The sequence below is a fragment of the Mucilaginibacter calamicampi genome (genome assembly GCF_042676765.1).
Classification (GTDB): domain Bacteria; phylum Bacteroidota; class Bacteroidia; order Sphingobacteriales; family Sphingobacteriaceae; genus Mucilaginibacter; species Mucilaginibacter calamicampi.
In genome coordinates, this window is the sequence record NZ_JBHTHU010000018.1 from 98376 (window position 1) to 123810 (window position 25435).

The following is a 25435-nucleotide window of genomic DNA, read 5'->3' on the forward strand; positions in this document are numbered from 1 at the left end:
AGTTAATATTCGCCAAAAATTTCACGCAATGTTTCCGCTATTTCACCCAGGGTTGCATAGGCTTCAACACTGTTTAATATTAGTGGCATCAGGTTTTCATTTCCAAGGCATGCAAGCCGTAATTTTGCAAGGCTCGAAGCAACCAGTATGTTATCTCTTGAAGCTTTAAGCACCTTAATTTTTTCTATCTGATCTAACCTTATTTTATCATCAACCCTAAAAGAGGCCGTTGTTTTTTCACCCTCCTGGCCGAATTTATTAACACCCACTATAACCCGCTCGCCGTTTTCTATTTCCTTTTGATAAGTATAAGCTGAGGCTGCTATCTCCTGCTGAATATAATCCTGCTCAATGGCTTTAACCGCACCGCCCATTGCATCTATCTTATCTATATATAGGTACGCCGCCTTTTCCAGTTCATCAGTAAGTGCTTCTATAAAGTAGGACCCGGCTAATGGATCAACCGTATCGGTAGCGCCGGTTTCAAAAGCTATGATCTGTTGGGTACGTAAGGCAATCTGCGCTGCTGCTTCGGTGGGCAGGCCAATGGCCTCATCAAAGCTGTTGGTATGTAGTGATTGTGTTCCGCCCAAAACGGCAGCCAATGCCTGTACCGTTACCCGGCTAATATTATTCATGGGTTGCTGAGCTGTAAGGGTAGAGCCACCTGTTTGCGTATGAAAACGTAGTTTCTCCGCATTGGGGTCGGTAGCGCCCATTTGCCGGGTAATGTTTGCCCACATGCGCCGTGCGGCCCTAAATTTGGCTATTTCCTCAAAAAAATTATTATGGCAGTTAAAAAAGAAGGAAAGTCTTTTGGCAAATATATTAATATCTAAACCCCGACTGATGGCCGCATTTAAATATGCTTTACCATTAGCCAACGTAAAGGCGAGTTCCTGCACTGCTGTTGAACCGGCTTCGCGAATGTGGTAACCGGATATGGATATGGTGTTCCATTTGGGCAATTCCTTACTGCAATATTCAAATATATCGGTTATCAAACGCATAGATGGCGCAGGCGGATATATATAGGTACCCCGCGCCGCATACTCCTTTAATATATCGTTCTGAACTGTGCCCGAAAGCTGTTTCAGATCTGCACCTTGTTTTTTTGCTAACGCGATGTACATGGCCAAAAGGGTAGCTGCCGTGGCGTTGATGGTCATAGAGGTGGTGATGTCTGCCAGTGTTATTCCATCAAACAAAGTTTCCATATCCTTTAAAGAATCAATGGCAACCCCAACCTTTCCAACTTCGCCTTCCGCAAGGTCATGATCAGAATCATAGCCTATTTGTGTAGGCAGGTCAAAAGCTACTGACAGGCCCATTGTGCCCTGGCTCAATAAATAATGATAACGTTTGTTTGATTCTTCGGCCGTTGAGAAGCCGGCGTATTGGCGCATGGTCCAGGGTTTACCCCGGTACATGTCTTTTTGTATGCCGCGGGTGTAAGGAAACTCACCGGGTAATTCATTCATTGCTGAAGGTTCGGTATAAACCTCCTTTATCTCAATGCCCGATGTGGTTTTTACCTTTTTGCCCTCCATAGCGTTACAATATATTGTCCAGATCCTTACGGATAAGGCCAACTGCTACCTCGTAAGGATCGTTTTCTAGCTGACTGAGGTGTGCTAAAATTATCCTGCTTAGTTCCATGCCGCTGCCATTTTCGGGCAAAGCTTTCATGGCGTTGCTCACCATACTCAGCGTATCATTTTTTAATTGTTTTACCACTCCCCACGCGCGCAGGCTTATATATATCTGTTGGGTAATGTTGTGCTGATACTCGTTACGTATCTCGTTTACCACCAATGCATGCAGTTCGGCGGCGGTATAGTCACCTGCCTTAAGGCGGATAAGCATATTTGCCGGGTTAACGCGTTCGATAAATAATACTATACGTTCATAAGCTTGTAAACGCAGTGGCAGTGTTTGGTTATTGATGCTTTTTTTGAGCTCAAGTAATTGCAGTTTGTCCTGTTTGTCCAGGTAAGGTTTTAGCAGGTAAAAGGCAACCCACACAACGCCCATACCGGCAATACTATATTTTAATATATCTAATAAAAAGGGGTAAAGATTCATGCTTATATAATATGTTAGGCGTAGGTCATAAAAGTGCCCGCCTGAATAAACATCCGCAATTTAGCTTATATTTGTGTTTTAATTAAAAATAACATGAGTGTAGCCGTTGAAGCAGCCCCGGTAACTTTTACAACTGGTGCAATAAAAGAATTACATAAGCTAAAAGATCAGCAGGAGATAGGCGATGATTTTGGCCTGCGTGTTGGTGTTGAAGGCGGTGGCTGCGCCGGTATGAATTACGTTTTAGGCTTCGACCAGAAAAAAGACGGAGACAACGAATATTTTATTGAAGGAGTAAAGGTATACATGCACAAAGCACATGGGATGTACCTTGCCGGTATGCAAATTGATTTTCAGGACGGTTTGAACGCGCGTGGCTTTACATTTAATAACCCCAATGCAGATAAAACCTGCGGGTGCGGTACCTCTTTCTCAGTATAAATAAGCTATTTTATCTACCTATATAAACAAAAGCGGCTTCGATTTTTCGGGGCCGCTTTTTTATTGGTCATTCGCTATCAATATTAATATGACTCCAACTCCCCCTTCACCAGTTCCATCAGCCACATAGGTGTAGAAGTTGCTCCGGCTATACCAACGGTATCGCCTGCAGAGAACATGGAAGGGTTTAACTCGGCGATAGAAGAAACAAAATAAGTATCGGGGTTATGTTTGCGGCATACCTCATACAATACCTTTCCGTTGGAGGATTTCACTCCCGATACAAAAACTATTTTATCAAAGTTTTTTGCAAACGTAGGCAGATCCTTGTCGCGGTTAGATACCTGGCGGCAAATAGTGTCATTAGCATTCAGTTCATAACCACGCTGGGTAAGCACATCCTTTATATGATAAAACTTATCCATGCTTTTAGTGGTCTGGCTGTAAAGCGTGATCTTTTGCGGAAGCTCAACATTATCTAACTCGGCCAGGTCCTGAAAAACAAGCGCCTCGTTATTGGTTTGGCCCTGCAATCCTACCACTTCGGCGTGCCCGTGTTTGCCAAATATTAATATCTTCTCTTTGTTATCAAATGATGTTTTAATGCGGTTTTGCAGCTTCAGCACAACCGGGCACGATGCGTCTATCAGCGTAATATTATTTTCTAATGCGGTACGATAGGTCTCGGGCGCTTCGCCGTGGGCACGTATCAGCACTTTTTCATTATGCAGGTCTTTTAAAGCGGAGTGGTCTATAATGCGCAGCCCTTTTGCTTTCAGTCGCCCTACTTCTTCGTCGTTGTGTACAATATCCCCTAAGCAATACAGGTAGCCATCTTCTGCTAATATATCTTCGGCCATGTCAATGGCGTAAATAACACCAAAGCAAAAGCCCGAATCCTTATCAATAGTAACCTTTAAATTATATGCTCCCATACGCCGCAAATTTAAACAATATTTAACGCAATTTGATTTATATGCGCCGCCCCTTCCATATTACTTTATGCGTGAGGTGTTTTTGTATGGCGATAAATGCTATTGCAGTAAGGTTGAGCATTTGCAGCGGATGCAAAATGACATTGTAAACAGGGTTTTGCCCTGCTAAGAATGAACTCATAAGCCGCCCTATTACCGTAATAGTTAACATAAAGAGGATAATGGGGATATTGAGCGTAATAATTACCATCATGGGGCCGGTAATAATTAACAGTATATAAATTAGGAACCAAATAATGTTATAATTAAAAACCGATAGTACATTTTTGCTGAACCCGTTTACGGCTGCGCTATAACTTTTATACATACGGCTGCTCAGCATATTATTGGCCAACAATGTTTCGCCCGGGTAGCCTGCCGCTTTAACCATCCGCATAATTTCAGCATCTTCTACAACCTTATCTTTAACCTCATTGTGCCATTGATGTTGCCGGTATACTTCTGCATTAAACAGCATAAACTGTCCGCTTGCCGCGGCAACGGCTTGGTTCTTTATCAGATAAACCAGCCTGAGGGGAAGCAGGCCCAATAACACGTAATGCAGTAAAGGCACTACCGTTAATTCGCCGGTACTGCGCATGTCAGTATCGGCAAACACGCTTAGCAAACCCAGTTTGTATTGGTACATTCTGTAAACGGCGGTATTGATCAAGCCGTTGCGTACCTGCTCATCCGCGTCTAAAAATAAAAAGAAATCGCCTTTGGCTGCCTGGGCCAATTGGTGGCAGGCAAAGTTTTTACCCGTCCATCCCGCAGGTAATTGTTCGCCTTTTATTATCCTGAAATTGTTATGCCTGTCGCAAAAGGTTTTGCATAGTTTATAGGTATCGTCATTAGAGTCATCGTCCAAAATAATCACTTCGTAATTATTATAATCCTGCCGGTAAATAGATTCAAGCAGAGCGATGATATCAGACGATTCGTTACGTACCGGGATAAGAATAGATACAAAATCGGTATAATGCCTGCTTACCCGCCTAAGTTTTGGGTCTGATATAAAATTGAACAGCGTAACAGTAAAGCGCAAAACCATAAACAATAAAGTTGCGGCAACTATATATATCACTGTTATTTTGCTATTGGTTTATCTGGCGCAGATGGTCTGCAATTTCTTGTCGTTCAAATTTAGTTAAATAATCGTCAAGTGCAGGCACTATCAGCCAATGTCCCAGGTCAACGTGGTGAATGTCCGGGTTGTGCAGCTTTTCAATAAACGGCAAGGCTTTTTTATGCGGAAAAAGATTATCGTGCTTGCCAAAAATCAGCATGCATTTTATTTTATGTTGATTAATTAAATCGGGTAGTTTTTCAATATCAGGTGTGAGCAAACGCATAAGGTTAAGCGTATAGTAAACATCCAAACGCTTTTTGGGTGTATCCAGCTCATTGTAAGCAATATCAAACAAGGCCTGGTCTATAAAGCCAATACGCAGCAAGTTTCTTAAAAGCGATGTAGCCATCCATTTGCTTTTAGTTAAACGCTTAAACAAACGTTTACCCGGCCCCTGGTGCAGCAAAAAGTGAAAGCCTTTAAAAACCGACAAACCATCAGGAGCCATCAAAATAATTTCATCTACCAGATCAGGAAATTCTTCAACCAATATAAGTGCAAGGTTAGCGCCGATAGAGTAAGCCATTACCGAAAAGCGCTGCCGTCCGTGCAGTTTAAACCATTCCTCGGCGTAGTGGCGCATCATGGCGCGGGGCATACCCGCTACTATTTGTTCTTCGGTCCAGTTATCCAGCCTGCTTTCGTGATGGAAAAAGTGATCGAATCCGTAAACACGATATTCCTTTAAAACAGACTGCTCCAAAACATGAAATTGCTTGCCCGTCATGCCGTAACCATGGAAAGCCAGCAGGGGTTTATCACCTGTTCCGTATTCATGAAAGTGCACTGTTCCCAAGCCGGGGATCTGTAAAAAGCCCATTACGGCAATATTAAGGAATATGCTTAAATATGCGAAGGAGGAATTTACGGTTTGCAACTATTTGTCTGAACTAAGATTTTTAAGATAAAGAATCATAATAGCTGTTTCGAGAGTCCTAAAATCTTAAAATCCCACAAATCCAGGTTCAGACAAACAACGAAAGCCTAACCCCAAGTTACCGTTACCTTACTATTCCCAGTCACTGTGAATTCTAAATTTCTCTTTGCCGGTTTCCCTTTTAACTCCAGCTTTTCCTTTTCTCCTTTTTGGTAGACCTTGAACTCAGGTAATGCCTGCTTGTCTTTTTTAACTATCATCATGCGACAGGTAAGGCGACTGTCGCCCCGCACATCAAATGATACGGTTTTGCCTTTTTTGGTAAACTTAGTAACTGGATAATCGCAATAGATCAAAAACTCTTGGCCGGGCACCTTTAAATAGTGGCGGGGAACTATACCAAAAGCCACACCGGCCCCATAAACCTCCTGCCCAACTTTGCCTGATTTTTCCCATCCATCGTGTATGTCTTCTAAGGCTATCCAAAGGTCAGGGTCAACCTTCCCCATTTTTACTTCTTCAGAAAGTATCTCTTTAGGCAGATTCGGCGGATAATAATAAGCCACACGCTCTACTATATAACGTATGAACTCCGCCAATAACAGGGATACAGATTCGGGCAGATCCTCGTCTGCAGCCAGTTCGAGATAATTATGTATGCAGGCAAACACTTCAGCTTCTTCATAGGCGGCAGTGTATGGCGCGTCAGCTAAGGGGAATACGGCAAAAAAGGTGCTATAATGTTTGCCGTAACCGTAATTGCAATCCCACAGCTGCATATTACGGAAGATATTAGTTAAACATAAAAAGCTGAGATCAAGATAGATTTTATCCTTGGTTATGTTCCACAACCGTATCATAGCTTTAGCGGCCAACGCGGTATTATTCGCCTGATAAAACAGATCGAATCCCAAACCCAGTAAACTCTTAGCCGCTTTTTTAGCTTCGTTTAGGTAACGATCGTCTTTGGTCAGATCCCAGGCATGCAGCATTACAAAGGCGTATAAACCCGCAACATCCCCTTCGCCGCCTTGCCCCGGCTGTTTATTGCCTTTAATTATCTCAAGGCTTCTCATGTCGTAAAACACCGGCCATTTGTATTCAAAGCGATGCGCTACTTTGATCATATATTCCAGCGAATCTAAAAACAGTTTTCGGGTGATTTTGTCCCCGTCCAACGCCATGCGCGCCAGGTTAACCATTGGGTGATGGAGATACCAGGCATCCATTACGTAAGGTTTTAACTGTTCTTCCGATTCATCCAACTCATCTACCAGGGCAGGCAGCCATCTGTTGATAGTGCCTAGTTCCTTATCATAAAAAGCACTCAATCCGTCAATTATTTTCTTAACCGCGGGTATTTCTTCATCGCTCCATAAACTATACTCATAAAGCGGCAGCAATACAGCTAACTGTACCATAATTTCAGGCGGAGTATCGTAGTCTGATACGTATGCATTCAAATAGTCATGCCCATCGGCGTGCGACCAGCAACCGTGGCTATTTACCAGATCGTTCAAGCATTTATTAGTGATATCCTGCCAATCCCTGTATTGCGTTTTAGGTAAGGGCAGCCGCAAATAAATAGCCGCAAGCAGATCCATAAATTGTCGCGACATTTTCAGCTCATCCGCCGGCACTTCCTCGCTTAAAGCTAAAAACCCATCAGAGATAATAAATTCCTTGCTTGCCGGAAGCGGCTTCTTCACTGCAGGCGGCAGGGCAAAACCCAACTCGGGCCATTGCCCTCCAACAGTATCGGCCCCCGAGGTTTCTGTTTCCTGGCAATAATCAGCCAAAGCGGTAAGATTTTGCACGTAGTAAACAGAGCCACTTTGCGGGCGCTCCATACTAAAATATACAAAGCCAGTGCGGGTACCCCATTGGCTGGCATGTATCTTGCCACCGGGCTGCTTTTCATTGCCGTCCTTATTTAAAGCAATAATATCGCGGGGCCAGAAAGGTATAAAAAGGTCTGCAACCGGCTTAAGGGTGGTGGTGTATCTTAAAACAGGTATTTGATTATCTACGGGCATTTCCAATCTCACACTGTAGCTGCCTATCACAGCGTCGATATAAAAAGTAACCTGCCCATCCTTCTCTGTTAATCTTGTTATGCGGATATCGCTGTTAGGCGAATATGCCATCCTGACTGCTATGCGGCCCCCCGAATGCCAGGAAATAATAAGCCAAAGCGAATCGCCGATATTATGGACACTGTAGGTATAATTACCTATTATTTTTTGGTAGATATTAGGCAGATCCTGATCATTAAACTTATCAGCAATAGCTGCCGCCCAGGGTGATATAGCTTGCGTATGCATAACAGTTTTTAATAGTTTTCCATTGTTTCAACTACTTACTCAAAACTTTTGTTTGTATAATTAATTAAAAAACTTGCTTAAAACTTATCGTCGGGGCTGCTTGTTGAAGACTTACTAAGCAACAACTATATGACTGACATAGCCCGCCGTTTCCCCCAAAATCCATTGTTAAAACCGGCCGATCTGCCCCCAAGTGAAGAAGGGTTACAGATTATCTGCCTGCTTAATCCCGGTGTATTCAGGTTTGATAGTAAAACCTGGCTTATTGTGCGCGTAGCCGAGAATGCAATGCAAAAGGAGGGTTCTATCTTTTTCCCCATATTGAATGAACTGGGCAAAACAGAGATAATTGAACTGCCCGCTGAACACCCTGAATTGATAACCACCGACCCCCGCGTAATACGCTATATGGGGCTGGATTATTTAACCACTCTATCGCACCTGCGTTTGCTTTGCAGTGATGATGGTATTAACTTTTACGAACCTAAAGGCCCTAATGCGCTGTTTGGGATGGGGAACCTCGAGGCATTTGGTATTGAGGATTGCCGGGTGACGCAGGTGGAAGATACCTATTATTTAACATTCACGGCCGTATCAGGCAACGGGGTGGGGGTGGGTTTGCGCACTACTAAAGATTGGAAGAGCTTTGAACGTCATGGCATGATACTGCCACCCCACAATAAGGACTGCGCTATTTTTGAGGAAAAGATAAACGGAATGTACTACGCCCTGCACCGCCCCAGCAGTGTGGATATTGGCGGCAATTACATATGGATAGCCGAGTCGCCGGATGGGGTGCATTGGGGTAAGCACAAGTGCATCATTAAAACCCGGCCCGATAGCTGGGATAGTGCCCGTGTAGGTGCGGGGGCCGCGCCCATAAAAACCGATAAGGGCTGGCTGGAGATCTATCATGGTGCCAACAAGGAGCACCAGTATTGCCTGGGGGCCTTTTTGCTTGACCTGAACGATCCGACGAAGGTTATAGCGCGTGCCGAACAACCTATTATGGTACCCACCGAACCCTACGAGTTAAGCGGCTTTTTTGGCAATGTGGTGTTTACCAACGGGCATGTGGTTGATGGCGATACGGTTACAATATACTATGGCGCATCTGACGAGTTTGTGTGCGGGGCTACGTTTTCTATACAGGAGATATTGGCGAGGTTAGTGATTAGTTAATTAGTGACTCGTAATTAGCTACCCTTTCCGCGTGCGTGTGAGACGAGCGTACAATTACCGAGAAACATTCTACCCCTGCCGCATCACAAAGTAGGGCTCATCAGTTAATTTAGCGCCAAAGCCTGGGTACAAAATTGCTGCCGCAGCATCTTGTTTCAGCTCAAAATAATAAGCTATTGGATAATCAGATTTGCTATAGCTTGCCGGGATAACGGCGCTGAGCGTTTTATTAACTGCTTTCATTTCAACTTGCTGATACCGCTCGCCATGGTTTACATGTCGGTAATGTAAAATAGCTTTAGATGGAATATTTGCCATATTAAGCTCAAGGGTAATGTCTTGACCGGCTTTGAACGTTTTTACCGGCGCGTGTTTTACCTCAGGATTAATACGCAACGGCTTTTGCAGACAGGTGTTTACCGCTGTCAAAACTAAAGGCGGAGTTGCTACTGTTGATGCTTGTGCTGTAGCAAGCAATTTTTCCATTTCTGCAATATCGGCATCAATGGCGGGCAGCCTGTCTAACCAGTGGCCCTGTTGGTGCTTTTCTTCACCAACAGCTACATCAGACTTGTAAACACCCTTGGCCAGGTTTGCAGCACCAGCCCAATGTGAACGCGCTTGTTTGTACAATTGCAAGGCTTTTTCAAGCGCGGCGCGGTCCTTAGCCTGCTCATATATAGCGAAGAGGCAACCGGCGCGCAGCTTTTCTGCAAAAAATTTGCCTAACATTATCTGCATGTTAATGTCAATCTCCATGCGGCGGTACTCAGGTCTGGTCTTATTTTTGGCCTTTAATTTCATTTGCTGCAGATGGCTTTCCGCTTCACCAGCGTGATCTGCTATCCATTGCGCTACTTCAATCGGTGTATATTTGCCATTACTGTTACCGGCTAAAAGCTGTTTCACATATTCGTTAACGCCTAAAAACAGCTGCGGATCAAACGGAGTAACATTACCAAATACGCGCGGAGTGGGCGTATCGGTATAGTGGCTCTTTATCTTATCGGTAGTTATAGGCATGTTGGTGTACATCTCCGGCCAGTAAATATTATTAGCTGCCGAGGCCCCATGCGCGGTTAAAAACGCCGGAAGTATCCGCGAAGCGGCGGCAAGCGAAAGACCAGCGTCTGTGGCAGCGCCTGCACCAAAGTTTTTAACCAGGTAACGGTTCCATACTGCATCAGTGTCCGGATTATAAAGTGTCCGCCCGAAAACTGCTAAGCTGTACTCATATTTCTGCCAATCCCAGCGTGGTTTAAGCGAAGCGTCTGCATACCCGCACCTGTCGCCGGCCACGCCCGACCCGCGGCGGCCTTTAAACGAAAGCGGTTCCATTAATTCCGCGCCCGCGCTTCCGCAGAAGCTGAATATGCGCGATTGCGCCGCCGCCGCCTGCGGATCGCCCCATAACAATATGCGCTGTGTGCCTGGCCATACGCGGGTTAGCACGTCATATTTCCTGTCTTCTTTTAGCAAGTCGCCATAGCCGTAGCGGGTAAAACTGCGCGAGCCACCGCTCAGGTTCATCAAGGCTGACGACCGGGTGTTTTCCTTCGGGATCTCCAGCGAGCGGATATCTGCCTGATGGTAAGGCATGCCATTATGTTCTGCCCAGTATTTTGGCGAAATACTTACCGGTACTCCTACTTTAAGCGCGGTGTTGATCATGCCATCATCAATGCCTTTGGCATGCATATCAATTTGCACCGGGCGGCCGCAGGTTTTAATACCATCAAAAACGGTTTCCCAAAAAGTGTAGCTGCCTTCGTTAACGCCACTTTCGCCATGCACCCTAAAGGTGATGCCGCTGATGTGGGGGCATTGTTGCAACAGTAAACGCAGGGCATCGCGGCAGTAAGCGCCATGGTTATTTTTGTCAATGCCTTTAATATTATAATTGGCGTTGGTGGTATTTAGCCACTCGTAGCCATGCATCCATATTCCTAAATAAAACTCCATGCCCCGCATGGCAGTTTGCTCACTGATGAATTTCAGCATCGCCAAATTATTGTCACGCTCGGCATTAGGCAACTCCGGCACGTGCACGTTATAACCCGGAACCGACAACAGGAATGGATAAGCAAACAGAAAATAAGCATCGGTAACATTCTGTAGAAAATCATAACCAATACCCATGCCCAGGTTAAAGCGGTTAAAGCGCTGAGTAGCCAGCATGCTCAGGTATTGCGGCCACATCGCCCGGTCGTTATACCAGGGTTTGTCTTCCACATCGCTCACAAAAATGCGGTTAAGGCTACGCACGCGGTTGGCAGGTTGCTCTACTATTGCTTTTGACACTTGTAGGGCCGCTATGGCATCGTTGCCGTGCCGTACACGATCGGCAAGTTCCAGCAGGGCATAAATAAGGCCGCGCTCATCGTTTCCGGCGGCAACGGTTATCAGTCCTTTGCTATGTTTTGTGGTAACCAGACCCACAGCCTCGCGTTTGGCAGGAATATTTATGCTGGCACCCGCCGCTTTGATCAATGCAGTGCCTGTGATGGTACTGGCTATAGCAATATAAAAACAGCCCGCGGGCGCTTTGCTTAAACTATCATAAGTTTTAACAGTAACGCCATACACTTTTAATGCCGTTGTAAGCTCGCCCACGGCCCATTGTACAGGTGCCGACACCGAGGCGACAGCATCTGTTGACAAGCTTACGATAGCCACAGGTGGGTAGTCCTTCATAGCGAAGCCGGTAAGCGGCAGCGCTACGGAGCCTAGGCCGATGATCTTTATAAAATCGCGGCGGGTTTGGCCTTCAACGGCATTATCAAAATTAGAAAGGGCGCTTGGTTCTATGCTCATCGGTGTTATACAGGTAGCCGTAAAGGCAATAGGGTTATAAATTAACACAAGATAGCGCATGCAGGATTAATTGTAGCGGGAAGCGGGCTAATTTTATAGTTAGTGGGCTAATACTTAATTAGCTTGTTTAATGCGGGTATAAAAAATCAAGCGCAGTGTAATATTATTTGATTTCAGCCACTAATCATGTAAATAGCAATAAACAACAACAAATTGAGCATAGATTTTTACCAGGCATCTATTGTACCGTTTGCGGGCATCATTATCAAGATCTGTAAAGCCTATACCAATTCGCAGGAGGATTTTGAGGATTACTACCAGGAGGTATGCCTGCAAATTTGGCGAAGCAAGGATAACTTTAATGAGCAATGCAAATGGGCTACCTGGGTGTATCGTATTTCGCTTAACGTTTGCCTTACGTTACTTAAGAAACAAAAAAGAAACGGGCAAACGTATTTTACTTCTGACCCATTGCCCGATTTTGTAACAACAGACAACAGGGCTTTTAAAGATGAGCCGTTAAATCAGCTATACATAGCCATAAAGCAACTGTCAGAAGTTGACAGAGCGGTTATCTTACTGTATCTGGAAGAAAAGCCCTACCAGGAAATTGCCGAAATATTAGATACAACCGCCAACAATGTTGCGGTGCGTGTAGCCAGAATTAAAGAACGTTTAAAAAAATTATTAGATGGAAAACTCAATTGAGATGATATGGAAACAGGGCTTTCTGAATGAGAACAGCCTGGTTGCGCCAAGGGTTAACAACCTGTATAATCGTAAATCGATAAATGTGGTTGAGCGGATAAAACAGCGGATGAAAAACTACAGAGTTTTTAATTACGGGTTGCTCATTGTTATCCTTGTTACGGATTATTTTATGGATATTTTTTTGAATGGTTTGGTTTTTTGTGCCATGGCGCTTGTTATGATCTGGTACACCCGGAGGATTGTAAGAAACATTAAAACGCTAGATCAGGAAGCAACCAGTTATGATTATCTTAAATCGTTTGATACCTACGTAAAAGATATTTTCGCGAGGTTTGAAAAAATAGTAAGGTTTTCTTTACCGCTCTATTGTTTGATCGGCTTTGTTGGTGTGTGGGCCGCGTGGGACAAATTAGGAATGTTTGCCATTATGAAAAGACAATATCCTAACGCAAATATTGAGTTATGGGGGCTGGCTTACTTAGCGGCCTGGATGTTGGTGGTTATTTTGTTTTCGGGTAAAATGTACAGATTGGAAGTACGTTTGGTGTATGGGCGTTTATTTAATAAATTAGAGGAGACCATTACCGAAATGGAAAAATTGAAACAAGGAGAATAAAACAATAATTATAGATAAATACCGAAATAATAATGAAAAAGATAAGCTTTGTACTGATACTATTGGCAGCAGCTTTTAACCTAAAAGCCCAGGAGGTAACCGGGGACTGGTATGGCGTATTAAATATCGGTGATGCTCAACTTCATTTAGTTTTTCACATTAACAAACAGGCAGACCATTACGCTACAACTTTTGACAGTACAGACCAGGGTGCTATGGGCCTGGATGCTGATAAAACTACAGTTAACAGTAATACAGTTAACATAGAGTCTACCAGGTTTAATTTTAAATACGGCGGGGTTTACAAACCCGACAGTGCTATTATTCGCGGTACTTTTGTGCAAGGTGGAGGTTCGTTGCCACTGCTGCTTACCCGTAAGGGGAAGTAACTACCCTTAACTCCAAAGAGGGTAATAGGCTGGTAATTTACTTGACAGAACCATTAGCGGTAAATCCTCAAAGAGGCTAAACGTTCCGCTATAGTTCCCCCTTCACGGGCTTAGGGGGCTAATACTCTCCAATGCTCAACATCACCAACGTGCACCCATACACCGTTTCTATCCCCCGCTCGTTAGCCATTTTTTGCAGTTCGGTATTTTCTGTTCCGGGGTTAAAAATAATGCGTTTAGGATTGGTACGCAATATATAATCGTACAGGGGAGGCTGGTTACGCGTGCCAACGTATAGTGTTACAGTATCAATATCGTCATGAAGTGTTTCGGGCTTCTCAATAGGCACGCCTGCAACTTCGCCTGTTTTTTTTCCCACGTTTACTATAGTATGGCCCCTGCCGGTTAAACGGTTGGCTGCCAGATAGGCATAACGGGATGGATCTGGCGTGGCACCTAATATCAATGTTTTTTTATCTGCCATAATATATAGGTATTCAAATACTGCGCCAAATTAACAAACGTGTGAGGTGATAAATTTCTATTTGCCCATCAAAAATAATTTAAAATATTTTGAAATGTTTTAAAGGCTCAGTCGTCTATACCTTTATAAAGCAATAAAACATTGATCACCACCGTAATGCCCGAAGACAAGAACAGCCACATCCTTAATACAATAAAGGAGTATGGCAAAAGCTTAATGGGCTTTATCCGCAAGCGGGTGAAGAGCGATGCTGATGCCGAAGATATTCTGCAGGATGTATGGTTTCAGTTCAGCTCGGTAGTCAATGCCCAACCCATTGAACAGACAGGCGCCTGGCTGTATAAAGTGGCAAGGAACAAAATAACGGATAAGCATAAAAAGCGGTCGGAAAGTTTACTGGATGATCTTTTCATCAGCGATGATGACGACGACGACACCAGCGACCTGCAGGCTATTTTAATGACCGATGAGGTTACACCCGAGACATCTTATCTGCGCAACCTGTTTTGGGAAGAGTTATTCAGGGCCCTGGATGAGCTGCCCGAAGAACAGCGGCAGGTATTTATCTGGCAGGAAATGGACGACATGACCTTTCAGGAAATTGCAGAACTAACGGGAGTGAACGTGAATACGCTGGTATCGCGCAAGCGCTACGCCGTGCTGCACCTGCGCAACCGTTTACAACAATTGTATTTAGATATAACACGATATTAAGAATTTAAGAAAATGAAAAAAGTATTTTATAGAGGCCGCTTCGTATTTATACCTCTGGCTGCCGCGGCATTCTTGTCGCTGGTTAGCCTGGCGGTAATGACGTTGTGGAACTGCCTCATACCCGGCATATTCGGGTATAGTATTATTACCTTCTGGCAGGCCATGGGCTTGTTTGTATTATGCAAATTATTATTTGGCTTTGGCCGCGGCGGCCGTCACGGTTGCGGCCCGATGGGTGGCGGTGGCCGGGCACCGTGGATGCGCTGGAAGATGAAAGAGCGCCTTGCCAATATGTCGCCTGAGGAGCGCGAAGCATTTAAACAAAAAATGAAGGAGCGCTGCGGACATCATCCCTTTGCTAACAAATGGAACGATTGGCCCGAAGATGTAAAAAAAGCAGAAGAATAACGAGCGAGTTGTCCCGTTTGGGTCAGTATGATCGTTATAAGGGCGGGAGGATTTATTGCGTACTTCCTCCCGCTTATTACAAAACTTAATCAACAACAACATGAACGTATTGGTATTTACAACAAGCGTTTCGGCGCCACATCAGGTTGATAGCATTAAACCCTTGTTAAGTTCGCGCCCCGAAATTGAGGACTGGAACTTTGACCTGGAAGATTGCGACAATATTTTACGGGTAGTGTCTGATGACCAATTTTCGCCGCGGCAGATAGAGGTGCTGCTGCATGATGCGGGGTTTGCTTGCGAGGAATTGGCTTACTAACCTTATTTTTTCTGTCATTGCGAGGTACGAAGCAATCGCGGACTTTGCATCAGCGCCTTTCTCCGTGCGATTGCTTCGTGCCTCGCGATGACATTTTAAATGATCTTCCCTATCGCTGCGGCACAATTTATACCATCAATAGCTGCCGAAATAATACCACCCGCATAACCAGCCCCCTCGCCACAGGGGAACAATCCTTTAATCTGCGGATGCTGCAAGGTCTCTTTATCGCGCGGTATTTTTATGGGCGATGAAGTGCGCGATTCAACACCTACCAGCAGGGCTTCGTTGGTATAATAGCCCTTCATCTTTTTGCCAAAAACAGGCAAGGCTTTGCGCAGGCGCTCGTTTATTTTGGGTGGCAGTACATTTAACAGATCAACACTTTTGGTGCCGGGCAGGTAGGAATTTTTAGGCAGATCGCGGGATAGGCATCCTTCAACAAAATCAACCATTCGCTGGGCTGGGGCTACTAAGTTACCGCCACCCGCGCGGAAAGCTGCCATTTCCACATCATGCTGAAAATTGAGCATTTTAAACGGATCGGCATTGTCGCCAATAACGTCTTCTAAATTGATCTGAACTACGGTGCCCGAATTAGCAAAAGGATTATTCCGTTTTGATGGGCTCCAGCCATTTACCACAATTTCGCCCGGCTCTGTAGCACAGGGGGCAATAATGCCGCCGGGGCACATGCAGAAAGAAAATACGCCGCGACCATCTACCTGCTCAACCATATTATAATAAGATGGCGGTAAATATTCGCCGCGCACATCGCAATGGTATTGGGCGCGGTCAATAATTTCCTGCGGATGTTCAATACGTACGCCCAAGGCAAAAGCTTTTGCCTCCATTAATATATCCTGGCGGCGCAGCATTTCAAAAACATCGCGCGCGGAGTGGCCTGTGGCCAGTATAACAGCATCGGCCTCAAGCTTTTCGCCGGTGGCCAATTGCACCCCTTTTATTTGATCAAAACTGATAAGCAACTCCGTAACCTTCGCATCAAACCGCACCTCGCCGCCGGCATTTTGAATGCTTTCGCGCATGGCGGTAATTATTTGCGGCAGTTTATTGGTGCCTATATGGGGCCGTGCATCAATCAATATATCTTCGTCTGCGCCGTGCGCCACAAAGGTTTTCAAAACCGCGTTCACATCGCCGCGTTTGGTTGAGCGGGTGTAGAGTTTGCCATCAGAATAAGTACCCGCGCCACCCTCGCCAAAGCAGTAGTTGGATTCGGGATTAACCAGGCCTTGCTTGTTAATGTTGGCCAGATCACGGCGGCGTTGTTTTACATCTTTGCCCCGCTCTAAAACTATAGGCTTTAAACCCATTTCAATGCATTGCAGGGCGGCAAATAACCCTGCCGGACCTGCACCTACAATAATTACAGGTTTGTTATTCTTAACATCAGGATAGTTAACTGTAAATATTTCTGGAGCTTTATGCTCGCCAATAAAAACCTGCACCTGCATGCGGTAAACTACCTTGCGGCCGCGGGCATCAATGGAGCGCTTTAAAATTTTAAGGTCGGTTACCTGATTAGCGGAAACCTTAAGCGTGGTAGCGGCTATGTTTTTTAGCGCCGATAAATCTTCGTGCTGCTCTGGCGAGCATACAATTTCAATTTCTTTTACCATAACGTTGCCGGGTTTTTATCCCGGATTGAGCAAAGGTAGTGATTGGTGGCGAAGATTGGTGGTTGAAGATTAAAGATTGGGAGTGGGAGATGGGCCGTTAAGATGGAAGATTTTTGGAGTGCTAACTAATTACTAATCTTCAATCCACCAATCTTTAATCTTTATCACTCTGTTTTTTCTTCGCGCTTTACCAGCAGCACCTCTTCGCCATCCAGCGGCAGGTAGCCGTATTCGTAGCAAAAGTGGTAAGTTTTGCCGTTGGCGGTATCGTATTTATTGGTAAGGTATTTAAAGTTAAAACCTTTGGCCGCCATCTTAACCGTAGTAGTTTTTGTTTTGCCTGATGGGTTTAGCTCCTCCATAATACGGCGGTTGCGTTTTAATATATTATTAATGTTGCGAATGAGGTTATAGCTGTTACTGTTTAGCTGATTGTTGTAATTATTACGGCACAAATCATTGCAAAATTTTTTATCGGCACGTCCGTGAATAACATTACCACAATCTAAACAGGTTTTTTCGGTGTTCATAAGGCTAAGGTAATCAATATTATATTTATTTGCAAACGTTTGCAAATGGTTATTGTCGATTGTAAACGATTATTAACCGACTAATTTTTTTAGCAAGCCGCACCTTTGTTTCATCAAATACGAAACGAAAAAATTAGCATCATGAACTCATTAAAGAACAGCGTACGCCTGGTAGGAAACCTGGGTATGGATCCGGAAGTAAAAATGTTTGACGGCAACAAGAAATTAACCAAGCTATCATTAGCCACCAACGATAGCTACAAGAACGATAAAGGCGAGCGCATAACCGAAACGCAATGGCACAACCTGGTAGTTTGGGGTGCACAGGCTGGCCTTGCAGGCGATATGTTAAAAAAAGGCGATGAAGTAGTTATTGAAGGTAAATTAAGCAACCGCAGCTATATTGATAAAGATGGCATTAAACGCTACGCAACTGAAGTGGTAGTGCATGAATTTTTAAAAACGGCAGGCAAATAGTTGTGAGTTGCATGTTGTGAGTTGCAGGTAATACTTACCACATGGTTTAATAATTTCGCCCTTACAACCTATAACTTACAACTTACAACAACATATAATCCTAAGCCCTGCATCACCAAAACCTAACCTTATCACATTTATTAATTATATTTGTTATGTACTTAGAAGCAAAAGAAACTGCCCGGCTGTATCAGTTGTTATCAGACAAATTAGGTAACGATACGGCCGAGGCCATGTTCAAATACATCGATAACAAAACAGAACGGTCTGTGGAAACAACTATTAAATCATTAGCTACGAAAGATGACATTGGTCAGCTTCGGAAGGAAATGGGCGATAATAAAGCTGAAATGATTAAGTGGATGTTTATTTTTTGGGCCGGACAATTTACAGCCACTATAGCTGTTATAATGCTGATTTTGAAGAGATAGTTAATTTAAACAAGTATCAAAGTCCAGGAATTTTGCTTGGGCTTTCTTATTTACGGCGTACTCAACGCCACCGGCAAAACTTTCCCGTTAAAAAATTTATGGCCGGTTAGTGCAAAATCGGCAATGTACTTACCCATTTCAAACGCCATTACCTGTGATTGATAACCCGGGAAAGCTTTCTCCAGCATTTCTGTTTGTGCCGAGCCTAAAGCCAGGCAGTTAACGGCGATGCCTTTTTCGGCAAACTCCTGGGCAAGGCACTCGGTAAGTGTATGTAAAGCAGCTTTGCTGGCTGAGTAAGCCGACAGGCCGGCAAACTTTGAACTGCCCTGAAAACCACCCATGCTGCCGATATTTAAGATATGCGAACCCGATGACATAAACTGGTACAAATTTTGAATAATGCGCACATGCCCCAGGTAATTGCTTTGCAGCATTTCTACAATGTCTGTTTCTGATAGTTCGGTAAATGGTTTATTTACCAGCGCGCCTGCGTTATTGATCAGAACATCCAGTGTTCCATCAAAGTGCGTTTTAATGAATTGCTGCAGATCCGCATAGTCATCATGTACAATGTCAAACACAATTGGGTATATAACAGCGTCGGGATTTAAGCTTAGAGAAATTTCTGCGAGTTTCTCCAACTTATCCTGCGAGCGGGCCAGCGCAATTACTTTATGCTTGCTTGTTGCAAGCAGTTCTATTACCGCTTCAAAACCAACGCCGCTGCTGGCACCTGTTATAATAATGTTCATACAACAAATATAGTATTATGCGTTAGGGCTTGAGGGTTCTTCGCTCACCACATCTTGTTTGGGCAAACCCTCTTCTAAACGGCTAGGCCGTAAAACATAATAAACGCCCAATAGCGCTACAATTATAGAAATTAGATAAAACCCAAAACTAAGATACACCGCCATGTCTTCGGTAAGGTTAAACTGACGGGCGAGCGTTAAAAATAGTGCGTCTCGTATACCACCACCACCCAAGCTAAAAGGAATTATGGCTGCCAGCGAGGAAAACAAAAACGATAACAGATAAGGCGCAAATTTACCGTCGAAACCCTGTGCCATCAGTAAACAAACAATAGAAAGCAATTGCATGCTTTGTACGCATATAGCTTTAGCGTGCCCCTGGAAAAACTTATGTGTGTAATCTCTAAAAAATTTACGTGCAACAAAGTAATAAATTACTGATCCTATGGAGACAATCATTAACGGGTAAGCTAGATGATAAGGAAAACTGGGTATCAAAATAATAAGCCCTACAACTATAGCTCCAATAGCCCAAAACCCGCTCAATCTGTCGAACAAAATGGCCCAGAAAACCTTTTTTGTGGGTAGTTTATATCGTTTATGCAGCAGATAGATCTTGTATCCGTCGCCGCCTATACCGCCCGGTAACAGCACATTGTAGCACAGCCCCAAAAAGTATAAACGCAGGTTAAACCGCCAGTCTAATTTTAGGCCAATGGATTTAAAAAAACTCAGCAATCGCCATGATGAAAATAACATGGAGGCTACGTAGCTCAAAACAGCGGCTGTCATCCATACCTTATCGCCATTGGCTAAACGCGCCTGTATTTTGGCAAAGGGAACCTTACTAAATACGTAGTATAACAAACCGCCCGTAACAACAATTATCAGCACTACCTTAACAACGCTCCATAATTTTCCTTTCCAGGTTTTATGTTCGGTGCCTTCGTCTACTACTTCTTCAATTTCTGTCATTGGGCGCAAAGGTAATGATTAGCGGTTAGTTAATTAAAGATTGAAGATTAGAGATTCGTTAAATAGTTGTTAATTAGCATAGGTTAGTAACATTTATGGAGAAAAAAATTAGAGAAATATGACCATACAACCGGCAACTAATCTTTAATCTTCAATAACTAATCTTCCAAAAAAACTACCTTTGCAAAAATTTTAACGCTACCATGAGTAAAGTAAATGTTGGTATTGTACAAATGAGCTGCACGGCTGATAAGCAGCAAAATTTGCAGAAAGCAATTGTAAAAGTACGCGAGGCGGCCCAAAAAGGTGCGCAGATAGTTTGCTTGCAGGAACTTTTTACATCGCTGTATTTTTGCGATGTTGAAGACCATGACAATTTTTTACTGGCAGAAGCTATTCCCGGTCCATCAACCGATGAGCTTTCAAAAGTTGCTGCCGAGCTGGGTGTTGTTATTATAGCATCCTTATTTGAAAAACGGGCGCAGGGCCTTTACCATAACACTACCGCCGTGTTAGATGCCGATGGCGCTTACCTGGGTAAGTACCGCAAAATGCACATACCGGATGATCCCGGTTTTTACGAGAAATTTTACTTTACACCAGGCGATCTGGGCTACAAAGTTTTCAAAACCAAATTCGCTACTATAGGCGTACTGATCTGTTGGGATCAATGGTATCCTGAAGCGGCAAGAATTACCGCGCTGATGGGTGCCGAGATATTATTTTATCCAACCGCCATTGGCTGGGCTACAACACAGGACGAAGCTACCAATGTGGAGCAATACAATGCATGGCAAACCATTCAGCGTTCCCACGCTGTTGCCAACGGTGTGCATGTGGTGAGTGTTAATAGGGTAGGAGAAGAAGCCGGTGTTAAGTTCTGGGGAGGATCTTTCTTTGCCAATCCCTTCGGCGCTTTGATACATCAAACATCAACTGATGATGAGGAGGTTGTAGTACAGGAGTTGGATTTGAATAAAACCGATTTTTACCGTACCCACTGGCCGTTTTTACGCGACAGGAGAATAGACTCCTATCAACCCATAACAAAACGCCTCTTAGATAACGACTAACACATTTTGTCATTGCGAGGTACGAAGCAATCGCACGGAGAAAAGTTCGCGATTGCTTCGTACCTCGCAATGACAGTTTACTTATATCGATCATGAACTACCCAAAGCAACAAGGATTTCATTTTCCCGCCGAATGGGCTAAACATACTGCTACATGGTTAAGTTGGCCGCACAAGGAAGAATCATGGCCGGGTAAGATCGTAACCATATATCCTAAATATTGCGAGTTTATAAAAGCTTTAACCGAAGGCGAGATTGTCCGCATCAATGTGAAGGATGAGTATATGGCTGCTTTTGCCAAACAGCAATTGCAATTGGTTGATTGTGATCTGAGCCGGGTAGAATTTTTTGAGTTTGAAAGTAACGATGCGTGGTGTCGTGACCATGGTCCGGCGTTTTTGATTAACCCGGTAACAAAGCAGAAAGCAATTGTTGACTGGGGTTATAATGCATGGGGTGGTAAGTATCCGCCGTTTGATCTGGATGACGTTATTCCTACCAAAATAGCCAACCATTTTAACCTACCCGTTTATCATCCGGGGATTGTTATGGAGGGCGGTTCAGTTGATTTTAACGGAAAGGGAACCATACTTACTACAACAGCTTGTTTGCTTAACCCTAACCGCAACCCAAATCTTAATCAGCAGCAAATAGAAGAATATTTATACAACTATTATGGCGCGGAGCAAATACTATGGCTGGGCGATGGTATTGTGGGCGATGATACTGATGGTCATATAGACGATATAACCCGTTTTGTGAATGAGAACACTGTAGTAACAGTTGTGGAAGAGAATAAAAACGACGATAACTATCATCTTTTACAGGAAAATTTGCATGCCCTTAAAACCATGCGCCTGCTTAATGGCAAACAGTTAGATGTAATTGAATTGCCAATGCCAGATGCAGTGATCTATGACGACCAACGCTTGCCGGCATCATACGCTAATTTTTACATAGGTAATGCTGCTGTTGTGGTACCAACTTACCGCTGTGCCAACGATGATAAAGCTTTGGATATATTGACAAATTGCTTCCCTGACAGGAAAGTTATTGGTATTGACTCCACAGATATTATCTGGGGTTTGGGCAGTTTTCATTGCCTTAGCCAGCAGGAGCCTGAGGTATAAATTTTTTTCACCGACATATTACCCGCTTTTACCGAGTTATTACCGCTTACTTGCCTTTTTTAAGTTGAGGTTACTATATTAGTGCGTTACTTTTGAGTAACAATAATTTAAAAAGACATGGATAATAACACTAATATAGATCACCAAGGTACCGCTAACAAAGGGAAGGTTATAGCAGGCATTGTTTTGCTATGCATAGGCGCATCATGGTTGTTAAATGAATTTGATTTCTTCTTCTTCCCAAACTGGATAACCAGCTGGCCTATGTGGGTTATTGGCTGGGGGCTTTATACCGGTGGTAAAAGCAATTTCCGCAACTCGGCCTGGTTAATAGTGGTTGCCGTTGGAACAATTTTTTTACTTGGCGAAATTATACCGGGTTTTCACAGCGGCGCTATGATATGGCCGGCAGTATTAATTGTATTTGGTATATGGCTTATTTTAAAACGTAATCAAACTACGCATTGGGATAAAAAAAGCTGGAAGAAAAAATGGGACAACGATAAATACGATTTCAGTGTACCGCAACCTGAAGCTGCAGAAAAGTCAACCATAGATTTTAGCAAAGCTACCGATACCAATACCGCCGCCAATACACAAAGTCAGCCATTTTATTCCGGGGATGAACATCTGGATGCGGTTGCTATTTTTGGCAGCGTAAAAAAAACCATCTATTCAAAGAACTTTCAGGGCGGCGAAATTGTGAATGTATTTGGCGGAGCCGAAATAGACTTAACGCAGGCAGATATAAATGGTAGGATAAGCATTGATGTTACCCAGGTATTTGGTGGTGTTAAGTTGATAGTGCCATCGCACTGGACAGTAGTATCTGACGTGGCAGCTATCTTTGCCGGATTTGATGATAAACGGGTTAGAACAACTGTGCCGCAAGACGCTAATAAAGTTCTTGTAATAAAAGGCATCTCAATTTTTGCAGGTGTAGATGTACGTAGCTATTAATTATAGAGCTTAGTAATCAATACAGTAAAACATAGTTGTGGCTACTCAACCAACATTAACCTTTTCAAAACTTCGTGGCGCGTTTGCGGCTTGCGGGCTGGTTTGGGCCTGCCTGCAAAGCTATATTATACACAGTTTTGACCTTGATTGGCTTACCGCCGTGAGTGATGCTGCAGTGAGCAGCATTTTGCTTGCGGCGGCCTGCTGGCTTATTAATAATAATTTACGTTATTACCAGCCGGGCAAAGGCAGTTATATTAACATATTTATATGGTGCGTGGCCCTTGCCGCTGCTTGTACTGCCGGAAGCCGTTATATACTGCTCCCTTTTTTAAACCACATTACAGGTTATGATACATTAATGAGCCAATCCATAGCGATACGCTTTTTTACCAACTTTTTGGCAATAGGGTGGATGGCTATGATAAGTATGATATGGTATACTCAGCAGGATCAGAAGGAAAATGAGAGGCGTAAAACCGAAGCCGAAAAGCTGGCCCGCGAAGCTGAACTGTATAACTTGCGCCAGCAATTGCAACCACATTTTTTGTTTAACAGCCTTAACTCAATCAACGCCTTGATAGGGTTTAAGCCAGAACAAGCGCGGAAAATGATACATCAGTTGTCTGACTTTTTACGGGGAACTTTGCGTAAAGACGACCAGCAACAGGTTACTTTGAATGAAGAGTTGCAGCATCTTAATTTATATCTTGATATTGAAAAAGTTAGGTTTGGGCACCGTTTAAAAACCGAGATAAGCTGTGATGTTAATTGCGGAGCTTGCGTTATGCCGGCCATGCTGCTACAACCATTGGTAGAAAATGCCATTAAGTTTGGTCTTTATGACACTACTGAAGAGGTAGTGGTAAGCATAAGGGCAGAGCTGGACGGAAACTACCTTGAACTGATAGTGCAAAACCCCTTTGATCCTAAAACATCGCGCCCGCGGCAAGGAACCGGTTTTGGTTTAAGCGGTGTGCAGCGCCGTTTATATTTATTATTTGCACGTAATGATTTGATGGAAACACACGCAAATGATAATATATTTACAACCATAATAAAAATACCGCAGTTATGACCCGAGCTTTACTTATAGACGATGAACCTTTGGCCCGAATGGTGGTGCAGGAATATTTGCTGGATTTTCCGCAAGTAGAAGTACTGCAGGAATGCGGTGATGGATTTGAGGGCTTAAAAGCTATACAGCAACACAAGCCCGATCTGGTTTTTTTAGATGTGCAAATGCCTAAAATAAACGGTTTTGAAATGCTGGAGCTGGTGGATGATGCACCTGCCATTATTTTCACTACCGCTTTTGATGAATATGCAATAAAAGCGTTTGAAGCACACGCTGTTGATTACTTGCTAAAACCTTTTAGTAAAGAGCGTTTTGCAAAGGCTATAGAAAAATACCTGGCGCAGGCATCAAGTAGCGGCGTCGCGCCAAAACAAACAGAAAATCTTTTAGAAACGGCATCACATTCGCCGCAGCAGCATGAGCGTATTGTGGTAAAAACCGGTACCAAGGTTAAAATTATACCGGTTGCCGATGTACAATACCTACAAGCCGATGATGACTATGTAAGTGTATTTACCCAAGAGGGCTCATTCCTTAAAAACAAAACCATGAGCTTTTTTGAGCAAACGCTTGATCCACGGCATTTTGTGCGCGTTCATCGCTCGTACATATTAAGCGTGCAGGAAATTACCCGGATAGATCCTTATGAAAAAGATAGCCATTTAGCTATTCTTAAATCCGGAGCCAAAATTCCGGTTAGTAAAACCGGCTATATTAAGTTAAAACAAGTGTTAGGCATATAACAATCGGTTTGCTCGCTCATATTCCTGTTCGTTGTGTAAATTCCGATCGCACTTTTTTTAAAACCGCTAAACGCGGTTTTTTTGGATTATATTACCGCCTTAAAACTATTATATATTTATATATTAGTTAAATATACTATTGACTGATAAAGGCGTTGAAACTTCATTGC

Annotated in this window: 27 protein-coding genes; 15 read left to right on the forward strand and 12 right to left on the reverse strand. The window is 43.7% G+C overall.

Going from position 1 to position 25435, the window contains the following annotated elements; all coding sequences use genetic code 11:
- Positions 1 to 2: 2 nt before the first annotated feature.
- Positions 3 to 1550: an acyl-CoA mutase large subunit family protein gene (locus ACFQZS_RS13810; RefSeq protein WP_377101181.1), complete on the reverse strand. Its 1548-nt coding sequence runs from the start codon at positions 1548 to 1550 to the stop codon at positions 3 to 5.
- A gap of 4 nt (positions 1551 to 1554) precedes the next feature.
- Positions 1555 to 2085 (reverse strand): DUF7935 family protein, encoded by a 531-nt coding sequence (locus tag ACFQZS_RS13815; RefSeq protein ID WP_377101183.1) that lies wholly within the window; start codon positions 2083 to 2085, stop codon positions 1555 to 1557.
- Positions 2086 to 2178: 93 nt separating this feature from the next.
- Between ACFQZS_RS13815 and ACFQZS_RS13820 the strand changes: the two genes are divergently transcribed.
- A complete protein-coding gene (locus ACFQZS_RS13820; RefSeq protein WP_377101185.1) occupies positions 2179 to 2526 on the forward strand; it encodes a HesB/IscA family protein in 348 nt (115 codons plus the stop codon).
- An 83-nt stretch (positions 2527 to 2609) separates the two neighbouring features.
- On the opposite strand, the gene ACFQZS_RS13825 is transcribed toward ACFQZS_RS13820, so the two are convergent.
- The 4 genes from ACFQZS_RS13825 to ACFQZS_RS13840 all read right to left on the reverse strand — a co-directional run bounded on the left by ACFQZS_RS13825 (position 2610) and on the right by ACFQZS_RS13840 (position 7833).
- Positions 2610 to 3461: a 4-hydroxy-3-methylbut-2-enyl diphosphate reductase gene (locus ACFQZS_RS13825; protein ID WP_377101187.1), complete on the reverse strand. Its 852-nt coding sequence runs from the start codon at positions 3459 to 3461 to the stop codon at positions 2610 to 2612.
- A gap of 37 nt (positions 3462 to 3498) precedes the next feature.
- A complete protein-coding gene (locus tag ACFQZS_RS13830) occupies positions 3499 to 4587 on the reverse strand; it encodes a glycosyltransferase (RefSeq protein ID WP_377101188.1) in 1089 nt (362 codons plus the stop codon).
- A 10-nt stretch (positions 4588 to 4597) separates the two neighbouring features.
- The gene (locus tag ACFQZS_RS13835; protein ID WP_377101190.1) at positions 4598 to 5452 is read right to left on the reverse strand and encodes an alpha/beta hydrolase; all 855 of its coding nucleotides are present in this window, start codon (positions 5450 to 5452) and stop codon (positions 4598 to 4600) included.
- A 164-nt stretch (positions 5453 to 5616) separates the two neighbouring features.
- A complete protein-coding gene (locus ACFQZS_RS13840; protein ID WP_377101192.1) occupies positions 5617 to 7833 on the reverse strand; it encodes a hypothetical protein in 2217 nt (738 codons plus the stop codon).
- Between the two features lie 129 nt (positions 7834 to 7962).
- On the opposite strand from ACFQZS_RS13840, the gene ACFQZS_RS13845 reads away from it, so the two are divergent.
- A complete protein-coding gene (locus tag ACFQZS_RS13845; protein WP_377101193.1) occupies positions 7963 to 9015 on the forward strand; it encodes a glycoside hydrolase family 130 protein in 1053 nt (350 codons plus the stop codon).
- 69 nt (positions 9016 to 9084) lie between these two features.
- Here the strand turns inward: ACFQZS_RS13845 and ACFQZS_RS13850 are convergent, their stop codons facing one another.
- Positions 9085 to 11829, reverse strand: coding sequence for a hypothetical protein (locus ACFQZS_RS13850; RefSeq protein WP_377101195.1), 2745 nt, complete (start codon positions 11827 to 11829; stop codon positions 9085 to 9087).
- 213 nt (positions 11830 to 12042) lie between these two features.
- Between ACFQZS_RS13850 and ACFQZS_RS13855 the strand changes: the two genes are divergently transcribed.
- The 3 genes from ACFQZS_RS13855 to ACFQZS_RS13865 are packed head-to-tail and all read left to right on the forward strand — an operon-like array spanning position 12043 to position 13545.
- The gene (locus tag ACFQZS_RS13855) at positions 12043 to 12537 is read left to right on the forward strand and encodes an RNA polymerase sigma factor (protein WP_377101197.1); all 495 of its coding nucleotides are present in this window, start codon (positions 12043 to 12045) and stop codon (positions 12535 to 12537) included.
- Positions 12521 to 13156: a hypothetical protein gene (locus tag ACFQZS_RS13860; RefSeq protein WP_377101199.1), complete on the forward strand. Its 636-nt coding sequence runs from the start codon at positions 12521 to 12523 to the stop codon at positions 13154 to 13156. The genes ACFQZS_RS13855 and ACFQZS_RS13860 overlap by 17 nt, the downstream gene beginning before the upstream one ends.
- A 32-nt stretch (positions 13157 to 13188) precedes the next feature.
- Positions 13189 to 13545 (forward strand): hypothetical protein, encoded by a 357-nt coding sequence (locus ACFQZS_RS13865; RefSeq protein ID WP_377101201.1) that lies wholly within the window; start codon positions 13189 to 13191, stop codon positions 13543 to 13545.
- Positions 13546 to 13663: 118 nt separating this feature from the next.
- Here the strand turns inward: ACFQZS_RS13865 and ACFQZS_RS13870 are convergent, their stop codons facing one another.
- Entirely contained in the window at positions 13664 to 14029 is a 366-nt protein-coding gene (locus tag ACFQZS_RS13870; protein ID WP_377101203.1) for a CoA-binding protein, read from the reverse strand.
- Positions 14030 to 14170: 141 nt separating this feature from the next.
- On the opposite strand from ACFQZS_RS13870, the gene ACFQZS_RS13875 reads away from it, so the two are divergent.
- The 3 genes from ACFQZS_RS13875 to ACFQZS_RS13885 all read left to right on the forward strand — a co-directional run bounded on the left by ACFQZS_RS13875 (position 14171) and on the right by ACFQZS_RS13885 (position 15470).
- Positions 14171 to 14743, forward strand: coding sequence for an RNA polymerase sigma factor (locus ACFQZS_RS13875; protein WP_377101205.1), 573 nt, complete (start codon positions 14171 to 14173; stop codon positions 14741 to 14743).
- 12 nt (positions 14744 to 14755) lie between these two features.
- The gene (locus ACFQZS_RS13880; protein ID WP_377101207.1) at positions 14756 to 15151 is read left to right on the forward strand and encodes a hypothetical protein; all 396 of its coding nucleotides are present in this window, start codon (positions 14756 to 14758) and stop codon (positions 15149 to 15151) included.
- Positions 15152 to 15251: 100 nt separating this feature from the next.
- Positions 15252 to 15470 (forward strand): hypothetical protein, encoded by a 219-nt coding sequence (locus ACFQZS_RS13885; RefSeq protein ID WP_377101209.1) that lies wholly within the window; start codon positions 15252 to 15254, stop codon positions 15468 to 15470.
- 95 nt (positions 15471 to 15565) lie between these two features.
- Here ACFQZS_RS13885 and ACFQZS_RS13890 read toward each other — a convergent pair whose 3' ends face one another.
- Both ACFQZS_RS13890 and ACFQZS_RS13895 read right to left on the reverse strand, forming a co-directional pair.
- Positions 15566 to 17113 carry an NAD(P)/FAD-dependent oxidoreductase gene (locus tag ACFQZS_RS13890; RefSeq protein WP_377101210.1) on the reverse strand — a complete coding sequence of 516 codons (1548 nt, stop codon included), beginning with the start codon at positions 17111 to 17113 and terminating at the stop codon, positions 15566 to 15568.
- A gap of 164 nt (positions 17114 to 17277) precedes the next feature.
- Positions 17278 to 17643 (reverse strand): hypothetical protein, encoded by a 366-nt coding sequence (locus ACFQZS_RS13895; RefSeq protein ID WP_377101212.1) that lies wholly within the window; start codon positions 17641 to 17643, stop codon positions 17278 to 17280.
- A gap of 141 nt (positions 17644 to 17784) precedes the next feature.
- Between ACFQZS_RS13895 and ACFQZS_RS13900 the strand changes: the two genes are divergently transcribed.
- Together ACFQZS_RS13900 and ACFQZS_RS13905 are read left to right on the forward strand one after the other, a co-directional pair.
- Entirely contained in the window at positions 17785 to 18120 is a 336-nt protein-coding gene (locus tag ACFQZS_RS13900) for a single-stranded DNA-binding protein (RefSeq protein WP_377101213.1), read from the forward strand.
- Positions 18121 to 18275: 155 nt separating this feature from the next.
- Entirely contained in the window at positions 18276 to 18551 is a 276-nt protein-coding gene (locus tag ACFQZS_RS13905) for a hypothetical protein (RefSeq protein WP_377101215.1), read from the forward strand.
- 50 nt (positions 18552 to 18601) lie between these two features.
- On the opposite strand, the gene ACFQZS_RS13910 is transcribed toward ACFQZS_RS13905, so the two are convergent.
- Together ACFQZS_RS13910 and ACFQZS_RS13915 are read right to left on the reverse strand one after the other, a co-directional pair.
- Positions 18602 to 19306: an SDR family NAD(P)-dependent oxidoreductase gene (locus tag ACFQZS_RS13910; protein ID WP_377101217.1), complete on the reverse strand. Its 705-nt coding sequence runs from the start codon at positions 19304 to 19306 to the stop codon at positions 18602 to 18604.
- A gap of 15 nt (positions 19307 to 19321) precedes the next feature.
- Positions 19322 to 20281 carry a lysylphosphatidylglycerol synthase transmembrane domain-containing protein gene (locus ACFQZS_RS13915; RefSeq protein ID WP_377101220.1) on the reverse strand — a complete coding sequence of 320 codons (960 nt, stop codon included), beginning with the start codon at positions 20279 to 20281 and terminating at the stop codon, positions 19322 to 19324.
- Between the two features lie 203 nt (positions 20282 to 20484).
- On the opposite strand from ACFQZS_RS13915, the gene ACFQZS_RS13920 reads away from it, so the two are divergent.
- The 5 genes from ACFQZS_RS13920 to ACFQZS_RS13940 all read left to right on the forward strand — a co-directional run bounded on the left by ACFQZS_RS13920 (position 20485) and on the right by ACFQZS_RS13940 (position 25265).
- Positions 20485 to 21354, forward strand: coding sequence for a carbon-nitrogen hydrolase (locus ACFQZS_RS13920; protein ID WP_377101222.1), 870 nt, complete (start codon positions 20485 to 20487; stop codon positions 21352 to 21354).
- Positions 21355 to 21446: 92 nt separating this feature from the next.
- Positions 21447 to 22484, forward strand: coding sequence for an agmatine deiminase family protein (locus ACFQZS_RS13925; protein ID WP_377101224.1), 1038 nt, complete (start codon positions 21447 to 21449; stop codon positions 22482 to 22484).
- A 117-nt stretch (positions 22485 to 22601) separates the two neighbouring features.
- Positions 22602 to 23444: a LiaF transmembrane domain-containing protein gene (locus tag ACFQZS_RS13930; protein ID WP_377101226.1), complete on the forward strand. Its 843-nt coding sequence runs from the start codon at positions 22602 to 22604 to the stop codon at positions 23442 to 23444.
- Positions 23445 to 23481: 37 nt separating this feature from the next.
- On the forward strand, positions 23482 to 24522 hold the full coding sequence (locus ACFQZS_RS13935; protein WP_377101228.1) for a sensor histidine kinase: 1041 nt from the start codon (positions 23482 to 23484) through the stop codon (positions 24520 to 24522).
- A complete protein-coding gene (locus ACFQZS_RS13940) occupies positions 24519 to 25265 on the forward strand; it encodes a LytR/AlgR family response regulator transcription factor (RefSeq protein WP_377101230.1) in 747 nt (248 codons plus the stop codon). Before ACFQZS_RS13935 ends, ACFQZS_RS13940 begins: the two co-directional genes overlap by 4 nt.
- Positions 25266 to 25435: the final 170 nt, after the last annotated feature.